The organism is Dechloromonas sp. A34 (genome assembly GCF_026261605.1).
In the GTDB taxonomy this organism is placed as follows: Bacteria; Pseudomonadota; Gammaproteobacteria; order Burkholderiales; family Rhodocyclaceae; genus Azonexus.
Map to the genome: position 1 here is coordinate 2,819,768 of NZ_CP102486.1, position 12,527 is coordinate 2,832,294.

Here is a 12,527-nt window from a genome sequence, read left to right on the forward strand (position 1 = left end):
ATGCTGGCTATCATCGGTGGCAGTGGTCTGACGACCCTCTCCAACCTGGACGTTTCGCATCGCGAAGTCGTCCGCACCCCCTACGGCGAGCCTTCCGGCGCCGTAGTCTTCGGCCAGATCTGTGGCCAGCCGGCGATGTTCCTGCCGCGTCACGGCTACGGTCACACCATTCCGCCGCACATGGTCAATTACCGCGCCAATCTGTGGGCGCTGCATCACCACAAGGCGACCGGCGTCATTTCGGTCGCTTCGGTTGGCGGCATACGCGGCGACCTGCAACCGGGTGACATCGTGCTGCCCAACCAGATCATCGATTACACCTGGGGGCGGAAATCGACCTATTTCGATGGTGCCGGTACGCCGGTTACTCATATCGACTTCACCGAACCCTATGACCACGACCTGTGCCGCCGCATTCGCGAAGCCGGCGAGCAGCTGGGACTGGAGGTCAAGGTCGGTGGCGTGTATGCCGCTACCCAGGGACCGCGCCTCGAAACGGCGGCCGAAGTCAATCGCCTGGAACGCGACGGAGTCGACCTGATCGGCATGACCGGCATGCCGGAAGCGGCCCTGGCGCGCGAACTCGGCTTGCCCTATGCCGCCATCAATGTTGTTGCCAACCATGCGGCGGGGCGGGGCAGCAGTGCCACTGGCATCCATTTTGAAAGCCTCGATGTCGTGCTTCAGGAGGCGATGGGCCGGGTCAAGGCGATCATCGAAAAACTGGTCGGCTGCCAGGAAATTCCCCAGCCGCCAGCCGGAACACCGGATTCGGCTTAAACCTTCAGCCGCTCCATGAGCTCCGTTTCGAGGCGGATGCGGCTGGCGCTTTCGCGCAGGTCGCCGCCGCTGATCAGGAACACGTCTTCGGCGCGCTCGCCGAGGGTGGTGATCTTGGCGGTGTGCAGGTTGGCACCGTGTTCGGCCAGCGTGATGGCGACGGTGTAAAGCAGGCCGGGGCGGTCGGCGGCAACCAGCGAGAGGATGAAATGGGCGCCTTTTTCGTCGCCCAGGATGCTGGCCTCTGGCTTGATCGGGAAGTGCTTGACCTGGCGCGACAGACGACCCTGCGACGGGGCTTCCGGCGGTAATTGCCGCATCAGGCGCTGTTCCATTTCGTGCTCGATGTAGGGCACCATTTCCCGATTGTTGTCGCGATTTTCGACGTCGAGCACGACGAAGCTGTCCAGCGCATAACCGTGAGCCGTGGTGTGGATCTTGGCATCGACGATGCTGTAGCCGTTACGGGCGAAGAAGCCGACGATGCGGGCGAAGAGGTCGGGCTGGTCCTGGGTGTAGACCATGACCTGCAAGCCTTCGCCATCCTGGTAAAGGCGGGCGCGCACCACCGGCTGGTTGTTGAAGATGCGGTAGTGCAGGGCACGCGTGTGCCAGGCGATTTCTTCGGCCGAATGACGCAGGAAATAGACGGTGTCGAGCTGCTTCCAGAGCCGTTCATGCACGGTGTCCGAGAGGGCGAAGAAGCGCAGCAGACGCATCGCTTCGGACTGTCGCTCGGCGATGATGCCGTGCGGTGCCGGGCTTCGCCCTGGGTCAAGTGGTGCAGGGTCAAATAGTAAAGATCGGCCAGCAGCTTGCCTTTCCACTGGTTCCAGACCTTCGGGCTGGTGCCGCGGATGTCGGCGTGGGTGAGCAGGTAAATTGCTGCGAGGTGACGGGTATCGCCGACCAGACGGCTGAAAGCGGCGATCACGTCGGGGTCGGTCAGGTCTTCCTTCTGGGCGACTTGCGACATGACCAGATGATTCTTGACCAGCCAGACAACCAATTCGCTGTCTTCGGCATCGAGTCCGTGCTGTTCGCAGAAGTCCTGCGCATCGACCGTGCCGAGTGCTGAGTGGTCGCCGCCGCGGCCCTTGGCGATATCGTGGAAGAGGGCGGCAACATAGAGCAGCCACGGACGATCGAGTTCGCTGACGATGCGCGAGCAGAGCGGGTACTCGTGGGCGAACTCGCTCATCGTGAAGCGGCGCAGGTTGCGCAGGACCTGCAGGATATGCTGGTCAACCGTGTAGACGTGGAAGAGGTCGTGCTGCATCTGGCCGACGATGCGACCAAAGTTGGGCAGGTAGGCGCCGAGGATGTCGAGCTGGTTCATGCGCCGGAATTCGTGGACCACGCCTTGTTCGCTCTGGAACAGCCGGATGAAGGCGGCGCAATTTTCCGGGGCAGCGCGGAATTCGGGGGTGATCAGTTCGCGGGCGCGCCACAGGGCGCGCAGCGTGCGGGCGGTCATGCCGTGCAGTTCATGACTCTCCTGCATGACCAGAAAACTGTCGAGAATCGCTGCCGGGGCGCGTTGGAACAGGTTTTCGTCTCGGATGTCGAGCAAATTGCCAACCGACTGGAAATTGTCGTCGAGCATCTGCGGCACCTGTTCATCTTCCGGAGCGAGGGCGGCACCCATGTTCTGGAGCAGGATGGTGTTGAGCAGGGTGACCGCCTTGGCGTTCCGGTAATACTCCTGCATCAGCTGTTCCGATGCGCGGCGGGCCTCGGTCGAGGCAAAGCCGAGTTTGGTTGCCAGCGAATTCTGGTAGTCGAAGAGCAGGCGGTCTTCACGTCGGCTGGCCGTGTAATGCAGGCGGATGCGCAGATGGCGCAGGTATTCCTCGTACTGTTCGCCCTGGGCTTGTTCCTCCGGCGTCAGGAAGCCGTTCTTCTCGAGGTCGGCCCAGGTCGAGCCGTAGCCGGCTGCCTGGGCAATCCAGAAGATGACCTGGAGATCGCGCAGGCCGCCGGGGGAATCCTTGCAGTTCGGCTCCAGGCTGTAGGGGGTTTCGTTGAAGCGCTGGTAGCGTTCCTGCTGCTCAAGGCGCTTGGCCTCGAAGAAGACCAGGGGGTCGAGGTTGCCGCGCAGGCGCTTCTCGAAGGTCGCGAACAGCTTCGCGTTGCCGGTCAGCAGACGGGCTTCGAGCAGTGCTGTCTGGACCGTGATGTCCTTGGCGGCTTCCGTCAGACAGTCCTGGATGGTGCGCACGCTGTGGCCAATTTCCAGGCCGATGTCCCAGAAATGGCCGATCAGGCGTTCCAGTTTGGCCTGCACCGTGGCGCTGGCTTCCTGCGGCAACAGAATCAGCAGATCGATGTCGGACGCCGGGTAGAGTTCGCCCCGGCCATAGCCACCGACCGCAGCGAGGGTCAGCGATGCGGGAAAGTTGAGCGAAGCCCAGAGCTGTTTGAGTATGTCGTCGACCAGTGCGCAGCGCTGGCGAAGCAGGCTCCTGGCATCCCCGGCTTGTTCGTATTCCTGTTGCAGCTGGTTTTGGCGGTTCTTGACTTCGGCGCGTAGCGCCGCGACATCGATCGACATTACTTGATCCAGTCCGGTTTCGGACGGCAACCGGCGGAGAGGGTCATCACTTCGTAACCGGTTTCGGTGACCAGCAGGGTGTGTTCCCATTGGGCGGAGAGGCTGCGGTCCTTGGTGACGATGGTCCAGCCGTCGGCCATCTCGCGGATCGCTGCCTTGCCGGCGTTGATCATCGGCTCGATGGTGAACATCATGCCGGGCTCCAGCCGGGGGCCAGTGCCGGCCTTGCCGTAGTGCAGGACCTGTGGGTCTTCATGGAATTTCTTGCCGATGCCGTGGCCGCAGAATTCGCGGACGACCGAATAGCCGTTTTTCTCGGCGTATTTCTGGATGACCGCACCGATATCGCCGAGATAGCCCCCCGGTCTGACGACGGAAATGCCCAGCCACATGCATTCAAAGGTGATTTCGCAGAGGCGTTTGGCCTGGATCGAGCCTTCGCCGACGATGAACATGCGACTGGTGTCGCCGTGGTAGCCGTCCTTGATGGTGGTGATGTCGAGGTTGATGATGTCCCCGTTTTTCAGCACGCGGTCGCCAGGCACGCCATGGCAGACCTGCTGGTTGATCGAGGTGCAGATCGACTTCGGGTAGGGATCGTAGCCGGAGGGCGCGTAATTGAGCGGGGCGGGGATGCAGCCCTGGATATTGACCATCAGGTCATGGCAGAGGCGGTCGAGTTCTTCGGTGGTGACGCCGGCCTTGACGAAGGGTTCGATGTAGTCGAGAACCTCGGCGGCGAGGCGTCCGGCGACGCGCATTTTTTCGATTTCTTCGGGCGTCTTGATGGTGATGCTCATGGCTGTTCTATCTGGCGTTTAGGGGATTGGGAAGGATAAATGATGGGGGCTGTTTCTCAAAGCCGGCCTTGGTCTGATGGCATACTTGGCACCTTTCCGGTTAAACGCTAGGTCTATGAGCATTCTTCTTCTGGGTAAAGATGGTCAGGTCGGCTGGCAGTTGCAACGCTCACTGGCTCCGCATGGTCGCGTGCTTGCCTGTGGTCGTGCCGAGTGCGATTTGGCCGACCTGGACCGCATTCGTTCCGTGGTTCGTCAAATAAAGCCGTCGGTGATCGTCAATGCCGCTGCCTACACGGCCGTCGACAAGGCGGAATCGGAGGTGGCGCTGGCGCAGCGGATCAATGCCGAGGCGCCGGGCGTTCTGGCGGAAGAGGCTGCCCGACTGGGGGGCTTGCTGGTGCATTACTCAACCGATTATGTCTATGACGGCACCAAGACCACCCCGTGGGTCGAGAGCGATCCGACCTGTCCGCAAAGCGTCTATGGGGCGACCAAGCTGGCTGGCGAGGCGGCGATCCGGGCGGTCGGCGGCAAATCGCTGATTTTTCGTACCAGTTGGGTGTTCGGGGCGCGTGGCGGCAATTTCGTGAAGACCATCCTGCGTCTGGCGCGCGACAAGGAGAGTATCAATGTGGTCGATGACCAGATCGGATCGCCGACCCCGGCAGCACTGATTGCGACCGTCACCGGAGTCGTGCTGGCCATGCTGCTGCGCGGCCAGGTCCTGGAAAGCGGCGAGAACCGGCTGTATCACCTGGCGGCGGCACGGCCGGTCAGTTGGTGCGAATTTGCCCAAACCATCGTTGGTCTTGCCGGGGTGATGCCAGGCTTCGATCTGCGCCTGCAGGCCGAGGCGATCCGGGCAATTGCGACGGCCGAATATCCGACGCCGGCCCGTCGACCAGTCAATTCGCGACTCGACTGCACTCGCCTCGAAACGGACTTCGGGCTCCAGATGCCCGATTGGCAGTCTTACCTCGAACGCATGCTGCAACTGCTGGCCCTGAAGCAGAACGGTTATTGAGCTTTTAGGGCGGCTATTCTGCTGCTATAATCTGCGGGTTTTTCTCGGCCGACATGGCTGAAAAGAACGGTTGTGCACAAAGTGTGTGCAACCAAAATCCACACATCCGCCGATTAAGGGTGCGCGCCAGAATACAAGAATGGCGGGCGTTTCCGGCGGGTGGCGGTTCAACCCTTAAGGAGTTTTAGTATGTCCGTTACCATGCGTCAAATGCTGGAGGCCGGTGTGCACTTCGGCCACCAAACCCGTTTCTGGTCCCCCAAGATGGCTCCGTACATCTTCGGTGCGCGCAACAAGATTCATATCGTCAATCTCGAAAAGACCCTGGCCAAGTACAACGAAGCCATCGCTTTCGTGAAGAAGCTGTCCTCCAATCGCGGCAACATCCTGTTCGTCGGCACCAAGCGCCAGGCCCGCGAAATCATCGGCGAAGAAGCACTGCGTGCCGGTGCGCCGTTCGTTGATCAGCGCTGGCTGGGCGGTATGCTTACCAACTTCAAGACGGTCAAGACCTCGATCAAGCGTCTCAAGGATATGGAACTGGCTGTCGAAGCCGGCGAACTCGAGCGCATGCCGAAGAAGGAAGCGCTGACCTTCCGTCGCGAACTGGAAAAGCTGCAGAAGTCCATTGGCGGCATCAAGGACATGGCTGGTCTGCCCGATGCCATCTTCGTCATCGACGTCGGCTACCACAAGATCGCCATCACCGAAGCCGAAAAGCTTGGCATTCCGGTCATCGGCGTGGTCGATACCAACCATTCCCCGGACGGCGTCGCTTACGTCATCCCGGGTAACGATGACTCCTCGCGCGCCATTCAGCTGTACGCCCGTGGTGTTGCCGACGCCATCCTCGAGGGCCGTAGCCAGGTTCTCCAGGAAATCGTTGCCGCCGGTGGCGATGACGAGTTCGTCGAAGTTCAGGAAGAATCGGCACAATAAGCTTGTAACGGCGGGGCCTCAGGCTCCGCCTGTTTGATAAGTTCAGGAGAATTAAGTATGGCGGCAATTACCGCAGGCATGGTGGCAGAACTGCGCGGCAAGACCGACGCACCCATGATGGAATGCAAGAAGGCGTTGACCGAAGCCGATGGCGACATGGCCAAGGCCGAGGAAATCCTCCGCGTCAAACTCGGCAACAAGGCGACCAAGGCCGCTACCCGTATCGCTGCAGAAGGTATCGTGGCAGTCAGCATCTCTGCTGACGGCAAGCTGGGTGCCATCATCGAAGTCAACAGCGAAACTGACTTCGTCGCCAAGAACGACGAATTCATCGCGCTGGCCAATGGGTCCGCTGCGCTGGTCGCTGCCAATAACCCGACTGACGTCGCTGCGCTGTCCGCGCTGCCGATGGGCGAAGGTACCGTCGAATCGACCCGTTCCGCACTGGTCGGCAAGATCGGCGAAAACATGGCGATCCGCCGCTTCGTTCGTTTCGAAGCCAAGGGTAAGCTGGTTTCCTACATCCACGGTGGTGCCAAGGTCGGCGTCATGGTTGACGTAGTCGGTGGCGACGAGCAACTGGGCAAGGATCTGGCCATGCACATCGCCGCTTCCAAGCCGAAGTCGCTGGATGCTTCCGGTGTGTCGTCCGACCTGCTCGATACCGAGCGTCGTGTCGCCATCGAAAAGGCCCGCGAAGCCGGCAAGCCGGAAGCGATGCTGGAAAAGATCGCCGAAGGTACCGTCCAGAAGTACCTGAAGGACGTTACCCTGCTCGGTCAAGTCTTCGTCAAGGCTGCCGACGGCAAGCAGACCATCGAACAACTGCTGAAGGAAAAGGGCGCTTCGGTTGCCTCCTTCACGCTGTTCATCGTCGGTGAAGGCATCGAGAAGAAGGTTGACGACTTCGCTGCCGAAGTGGCTGCCCAGGCTGCCGCTGCTGCTGCCAAGAAGTAATTGAAAGGAATGCCGATGACCGCACCCCAGTACAAGCGAATTCTCCTGAAACTCTCCGGCGAGGCCCTGATGGGCAACGACGCCTACGGCATCAATCCGCAGACCATCGCGACGATTGTTGGAGAGATTAAGGCGGTCGCCGACATGGGTGTGGAAATCGGTGTCGTGATCGGCGGTGGCAACATCTTCCGCGGCATGGCCGGTACGGCCACCGGAATGGATAGAGCCACTGCAGATTACATGGGCATGTTGGCCACGGTGATGAATGCCATGGCCCTGTCCGATGCCATGCGCCAGGGCGGTCTGAATGCCCGTGTGCAGTCGGCATTGAATATCGAGCAGGTGGTCGAGCCCTACATTCGCGGCAAGGCCATCCGCTACCTGGAAGAAGGCAAGATCGTGATCTTCGGAGCCGGTACCGGCAACCCGTTTTTCACGACTGACACCGCTGCAGCATTGCGCGGTTCGGAAATCGGCGCCGAGATCGTCCTCAAGGCGACCAAAGTCGATGGTATCTACACGGCCGATCCCAAGAAGGATCCGGCGGCGACACGCTTTGACCGGATCAGCTTCAATGAAGCGATCTCCCAGAATCTGGCGGTGATGGATGCGACCGCTTTCGCGCTTTGTCGCGATCAAAAATTGCCGATCAATGTGTTTTCGATTTTCAAGGCCGGTGCGCTGAAGCGCGTGGTCTGCGGTGAAGACGAAGGCACGCTGGTCTATTGCTGAGGAAAGAAGATGATTCCGGAACTGAAAAAAACAGCCGAAAGCAAGATGCAAAAAACGCTGGATGCCCTGAAGAACGATCTTCAGAAAGTCCGTACCGGCCGGGCTCATATCGGCCTGCTCGACCATGTTCAGGTCGACTATTACGGCTCCATGGTGCCGGTCAATCAGGTGGCCAATATCACCCTGGTCGATGCCCGCACCATCGGCGTCCAGCCTTGGGAGAAACCCATGCTGCAAAAGGTCGAGAAGGCGATTCGTGATTGCGACCTCGGCCTGAATCCGGCCTCGCAGGGCGACCTGATTCGCGTGCCGATGCCGGCACTGACCGAAGAGCGGCGCAAGGAAATGACCAAGATCGTCAAGAATGAAGGCGAAGGTGCCAAGGTCGCCATTCGCAATCTGCGGCGTGACGCCATTGCGCATCTGAAGGACGCCCTGAAAAAGGGCGAAATTCCGGAAGACGACGAGCGCAAGGCACAGGACGATATTCAGAAGCTGACAGACAAATTCATCGTCGAAGTCGACAAGATGCTCGCCGTCAAAGAGGCCGAGCTGATGCAGGTTTGATCGCCTGCTCAGGCTGATTGCCGGCTGAATGGCACTTTTTTCGAGTTCAACGCGACAGGTTCCCCCGGCGGCAGCTGTGCCCCGTCACGTCGCCGTCATTATGGACGGCAACGGTCGCTGGGCCAAAAAACGCTTCCTGCCGCGTGTCGCAGGGCATGTCAAAGGCGTCGAACTGGTGCGCGAAATGGTTCGCGCCTGTCTTGAGCGCGGCGTCCAGTACCTGACCCTGTTCGCGTTTTCTTCCGAAAACTGGCGACGGCCGCAGGAAGAGGTTTCCCTGCTCATGCAGTTGTTCGTCAAGGCGCTGGAGCAAGAGGTCGAGAAGCTTGACCGTAATGGTGTTCGCTTGCGCGTGGTCGGCGAACTGTCGGCTTTCGAGCCGCGCCTGCAGCAATTGATACGCCAGGCGGAAAGTCAGACTGCCGGCAATACCCGTCTCGATTTGACCATTGCCGCCAACTATGGCGGCCGCTGGGACATCATGCAGGCGATGAACCGGATGCTCGAGGCGCAGCCAGAAAAGCGCGAAGGCTGGAACGAAGCCGATCTCGAACCGCATCTGGCGATGAGTTTTGCACCGGAACCGGATCTGTTCATCCGTACTGGCGGCGAGGAGCGCATCAGCAATTTCCTGCTCTGGCAACTGGCTTATACCGAACTCTTTTTCACGCCGACGCTGTGGCCGGATTTCGACACGGTGGAGTTTGACAAAGCGATCGCCTCCTTCCAGCAGCGCGAGCGCCGTTTTGGACGGACCAGCGAGCAGATCGCGGAAAAGCCGAATGCTTAAGACGCGCGTTATTACCGCGCTGGTCCTGGTTGCCCTGCTGCTGCCTGCACTTTTCTTTCTGCCACAGAATTACTGGGCACTGCTGGTCGCCGCCTTCATCGGCATTGCCGGCTGGGAGTGGGGGGCATTGCTGGGCTGGCGTGCGACGGGCCGGGTGACGCTAGGTCTGGTTACTGCGCTAATCTGTGCCGTCGCCTCGCTCATTGATCCCGTAGCCATCGGCAGCGCAGGCCTTGGCGGCCTGGCGGTTAGTTGGGTGCTGGCGGCGTATGGCGTAGCGGCGATTTTCTGGTGCCTGGTCATGCCTTTCTGGCTGCAGAAAAAATGGGCGCTGGCCGGTCCGATCGGTCTTCTGGTCGGCGCCGTGGTTTTGCTGCCGACCTGGCTGGCCATGGTCCAATTGCGTGTGCTCGGCCCCGGTGTGCTGCTCGGTATCTTCGCAGTCGTCTGGATGGCGGATATCGCCGCCTATTTTTCCGGCAAGGCTTTTGGCAAGCACAAGCTGGCGCCCTCGATCAGCCCGGGGAAAACCCGCGAAGGGGCACTTGGCGCGGTGGTCGGTGTGGTGGTTTATGGCCTGGTTGTCCGGCAAATATTCGGGCTGGACATCCTTCCCCTGCCCATGTGGATCGTTGCGCTGATCGCTGTGACGGTGATCAGCATCGTTGGCGATCTCTATGAGTCGCTGTTGAAACGCAAGGCCGGGATCAAGGACAGCAGCAATATTCTGCCGGGACATGGCGGCGTCCTTGACCGCATCGACAGCCTGACTTCGACCCTGCCAGTTGTCGCGCTGCTCTGGCTGCTCTTGATTCATCCCCCGACATGAAAGTCCAGAACGTCACGGTACTGGGTTGCACCGGTTCGATCGGTGTCAGCACGCTGGATATCATCCGGCGTCATCCCGATTGCTATCAGGCTTTCGCACTCTGTGCCCACAGCCAGCTCGACAAATTGTTCGAGCAGTGCCTCGAGTTTCGTCCGCGTTTCGCCGTCTTGCGCGATGTGCAACTGGCCGGCCGGTTGGCCGAACGCTGTCGTCAGGCCGGTCTCGATACCGAAGTGCGCCATGGTGTTGAGGCACTGGTCGAGTTGTCTTCGTTGCCCGAAGTCGATTCGGTGATGGCTGCCATCGTCGGCGCCGCCGGTCTTGAACCGACCCTGGCCGCAGCCAGGGCTGGCAAGAAGGTGATGCTGGCCAACAAGGAAGTGCTCGTCATGGCTGGCGAGTTGTTCATGCAGGCGGTTCGGGAGCATGGCGCGACGCTGTTGCCGGTGGACAGCGAGCACAATGCCATTTTCCAGTCCTTGCCGGCCGATTTTGCTCGAGGCTTGGCGGCGTGTGGGGTACGGAAAATCTTCCTCACGGCATCCGGCGGGCCGTTCCGCAACACACCGTTGTCGGAACTCTGCGAAGTGACGCCCGAGGCCGCCTGTGCCCATCCCAACTGGGTGATGGGGCGCAAGATATCGGTCGATTCAGCGACCATGATGAACAAGGGGCTGGAGGTGATCGAGGCGCACTGGCTTTTCGCCGCACCGCCGGAAATGATCCAAGTGGTGGTTCACCCGCAGAGCGTCATGCATTCGGCGGTCCAATATGTTGATGGCTCGGTGTTGGCCCAACTGGGCAATCCGGACATGCGGACGCCGATTGCCTATGCGATGGCCTACCCGGAGCGCATCGATGCCGGGGTTGAGTCGCTGGATCTGTTCAAAATTGCTCGCCTGGATTTTTCGGCGCCGGACTTCGCGCGTTTTCGTTGTCTGCAACTCGCCTACGATGTTTTGTGCGAGGGGGGGACGGCCTCGGCGATTCTCAATGCGGCCAATGAAGTCGCGGTGGCGGCATTTCTCGAACGTCAGCTGCCTTTTTTGGGCATCGCCCAGCTCAATGAAGCGGTGCTGACAGCGCTGCCAGCGGGGCCGGAAGGTAGTCTGGGCGATGTTCTGGCGGCCGATGCCGAGGCGCGTCGCGTGGCCGGGCAAATGATACGGGAACGTCGTTTCGCGTGAGCGAACTTCCATTCTATCTCGCCGCTTTCGTGGTGGTGCTCGGAGTCCTGATCGTTGTCCACGAATATGGACACTATGCGGTAGCGCGTTTGTGCGGCGTCAAAGTGCTGCGTTTCTCGATCGGCTTCGGGCGGGTCCTCTGGCAGAAACGTCTGGGCCGTGACCAGACCGAATGGGCGGTCAGCATTTTTCCGCTCGGTGGCTACGTCAAGATGCTGGACGAACGCGAGGGCGAGGTATTGCCTGAAGAGGCGCATCGCGCCTTCAATCGACAATCGGTTGGCAAGCGCAGTCTGATTGTGGTGGCCGGGCCGCTGGCCAATTTTGCCTTGGCCATTCTGCTCTACTGGGCTGTATTCATGCTGGGCAGCGAAGAGTTGATGCCCATCCTCGGTACGCCACCTGCCGGAACGCCGGCAGCGATGGCCTCGATCAGCAATGGCGAGCAGGTCAGGGCGGTCGATGGTCAACCGGTTTCCACCTGGAACGACCTGCGCTGGCTGCTGTTGCAGAAGGCGGTCGAGCAGGAGAGCACCGAGCTGGAGGTTGTCAACGAGCGAAACGAAATTGCCGTCCGCCGTCTTTACCTGGCTGCGGCTGGCGAACAGGGTTGGGAAGGCGACGCACTGGAACGTCTCGGGATCGGCTTCTATCGTCCTAATCTCCCCGCGGTACTCGGCAAGGTTGTTGCAGGCGGCCCCGGTGAGCGGGCTGGTCTGCAAGTGGGGGATCATGTGCTGGCGGTGGATGGACGGCCGATAGCTGCCTGGCATGAACTGGTATTGATTATTCGCGATGCTACAGAGCGTTCACTGCATCTTGAACTGGAGCGGCAGGGGCAGGCTCTTGCGGTCGATGTGATTCCTGAAGGCCATCCCGAGCGCGGCCGGTTGGTCGGCAAGATCGGCGTGGCGGTTGCGGACGACGGTCAATTTCGCCGCGAAGTGAGGACCTTTGTCCGCTACGGTTTCTTCGAGGCAGGGGGCAAAGCCTTGAAGGAAACCTGGGATAAATCAGCATTCAGTCTCGTCATGATGGGCAAGATGCTGACTGGCGAAGTGTCATTGAAAAACCTCTCCGGCCCGGTGACGATTGCCGACTATGCAGGGCAATCTGCAAAACTTGGATTCGATTACTACATTAAGTTTATGGCGCTGGTCAGCATCAGCCTCGGGGTCCTGAATCTGCTGCCTATCCCGGTGCTGGATGGTGGGCATTTGCTGTATCATATGATCGAAGTCGTCAGACGACGGCCCCTTACAGAGCGGGCCATGGGAATCGCACAGCAAGTTGGCGTTTCCATATTATTCGTCTTGATGGCTTTCGCCTTTTTTAACGACTTGAATCGCCTGTTCTTCGGCTGAA

General features: G+C 60.2%; 13 protein-coding genes. 10 read left to right on the top strand and 3 right to left on the bottom strand.

Features of this window, described 5'->3' with window-relative positions; genetic code table 11:
- Window positions 1-780 carry an S-methyl-5'-thioinosine phosphorylase gene (locus tag NQE15_RS14125; protein WP_265942315.1) on the top strand — a complete coding sequence of 260 codons (780 nt, stop codon included), beginning with the start codon at window positions 1-3 and terminating at the stop codon, window positions 778-780.
- On the opposite strand, the gene NQE15_RS14130 is transcribed toward NQE15_RS14125, so the two are convergent.
- From NQE15_RS14130 to map, 3 genes are read right to left on the bottom strand one after another with little or no spacing between them, the layout of a single operon-like run.
- Complete coding sequence (locus NQE15_RS14130) at window positions 777-1,175, bottom strand: ACT domain-containing protein (RefSeq protein ID WP_265942316.1); 399 nt, start codon at window positions 1,173-1,175, stop codon at window positions 777-779. The two genes, NQE15_RS14125 and NQE15_RS14130, sit on opposite strands and share 4 nt — an antisense overlap.
- Window positions 1,100-3,334: a [protein-PII] uridylyltransferase gene (glnD, locus tag NQE15_RS14135; RefSeq protein ID WP_265942317.1), complete on the bottom strand. Its 2,235-nt coding sequence runs from the start codon at window positions 3,332-3,334 to the stop codon at window positions 1,100-1,102. Before glnD ends, NQE15_RS14130 begins: the two co-directional genes overlap by 76 nt.
- The gene (gene map / locus NQE15_RS14140; RefSeq protein ID WP_265942318.1) at window positions 3,334-4,134 is read right to left on the bottom strand and encodes a type I methionyl aminopeptidase; all 801 of its coding nucleotides are present in this window, start codon (window positions 4,132-4,134) and stop codon (window positions 3,334-3,336) included. The genes glnD and map overlap by 1 nt, the downstream gene beginning before the upstream one ends.
- A gap of 115 nt (window positions 4,135-4,249) precedes the next feature.
- Here map and rfbD point away from each other — a divergent pair, with 115 nt between their 5' ends.
- The 9 genes from rfbD to rseP all read left to right on the top strand — a co-directional run bounded on the left by rfbD (window position 4,250) and on the right by rseP (window position 12,526).
- On the top strand, window positions 4,250-5,161 hold the full coding sequence (rfbD, locus tag NQE15_RS14145) for a dTDP-4-dehydrorhamnose reductase (RefSeq protein WP_265942319.1): 912 nt from the start codon (window positions 4,250-4,252) through the stop codon (window positions 5,159-5,161).
- A 189-nt stretch (window positions 5,162-5,350) separates the two neighbouring features.
- Window positions 5,351-6,100, top strand: coding sequence for a 30S ribosomal protein S2 (gene rpsB / locus NQE15_RS14150; protein ID WP_265942320.1), 750 nt, complete (start codon window positions 5,351-5,353; stop codon window positions 6,098-6,100).
- Between the two features lie 57 nt (window positions 6,101-6,157).
- A complete protein-coding gene (gene tsf, locus NQE15_RS14155; protein ID WP_265942321.1) occupies window positions 6,158-7,057 on the top strand; it encodes a translation elongation factor Ts in 900 nt (299 codons plus the stop codon).
- Between the two features lie 15 nt (window positions 7,058-7,072).
- Window positions 7,073-7,789 (top strand): UMP kinase, encoded by a 717-nt coding sequence (gene pyrH / locus NQE15_RS14160; RefSeq protein ID WP_265942322.1) that lies wholly within the window; start codon window positions 7,073-7,075, stop codon window positions 7,787-7,789.
- Between the two features lie 9 nt (window positions 7,790-7,798).
- Window positions 7,799-8,356 carry a ribosome recycling factor gene (gene frr / locus NQE15_RS14165; protein ID WP_265942323.1) on the top strand — a complete coding sequence of 186 codons (558 nt, stop codon included), beginning with the start codon at window positions 7,799-7,801 and terminating at the stop codon, window positions 8,354-8,356.
- A 28-nt stretch (window positions 8,357-8,384) separates the two neighbouring features.
- The gene (gene uppS, locus NQE15_RS14170; protein WP_265942324.1) at window positions 8,385-9,146 is read left to right on the top strand and encodes a polyprenyl diphosphate synthase; all 762 of its coding nucleotides are present in this window, start codon (window positions 8,385-8,387) and stop codon (window positions 9,144-9,146) included.
- Complete coding sequence (locus NQE15_RS14175; protein WP_265942325.1) at window positions 9,139-9,975, top strand: phosphatidate cytidylyltransferase; 837 nt, start codon at window positions 9,139-9,141, stop codon at window positions 9,973-9,975. The genes uppS and NQE15_RS14175 overlap by 8 nt, the downstream gene beginning before the upstream one ends.
- Complete coding sequence (ispC, locus tag NQE15_RS14180; protein ID WP_265942326.1) at window positions 9,972-11,162, top strand: 1-deoxy-D-xylulose-5-phosphate reductoisomerase; 1,191 nt, start codon at window positions 9,972-9,974, stop codon at window positions 11,160-11,162. Before NQE15_RS14175 ends, ispC begins: the two co-directional genes overlap by 4 nt.
- Window positions 11,159-12,526: an RIP metalloprotease RseP gene (gene rseP / locus NQE15_RS14185; protein ID WP_265942327.1), complete on the top strand. Its 1,368-nt coding sequence runs from the start codon at window positions 11,159-11,161 to the stop codon at window positions 12,524-12,526. The genes ispC and rseP overlap by 4 nt, the downstream gene beginning before the upstream one ends.
- Window position 12,527: the final 1 nt, after the last annotated feature.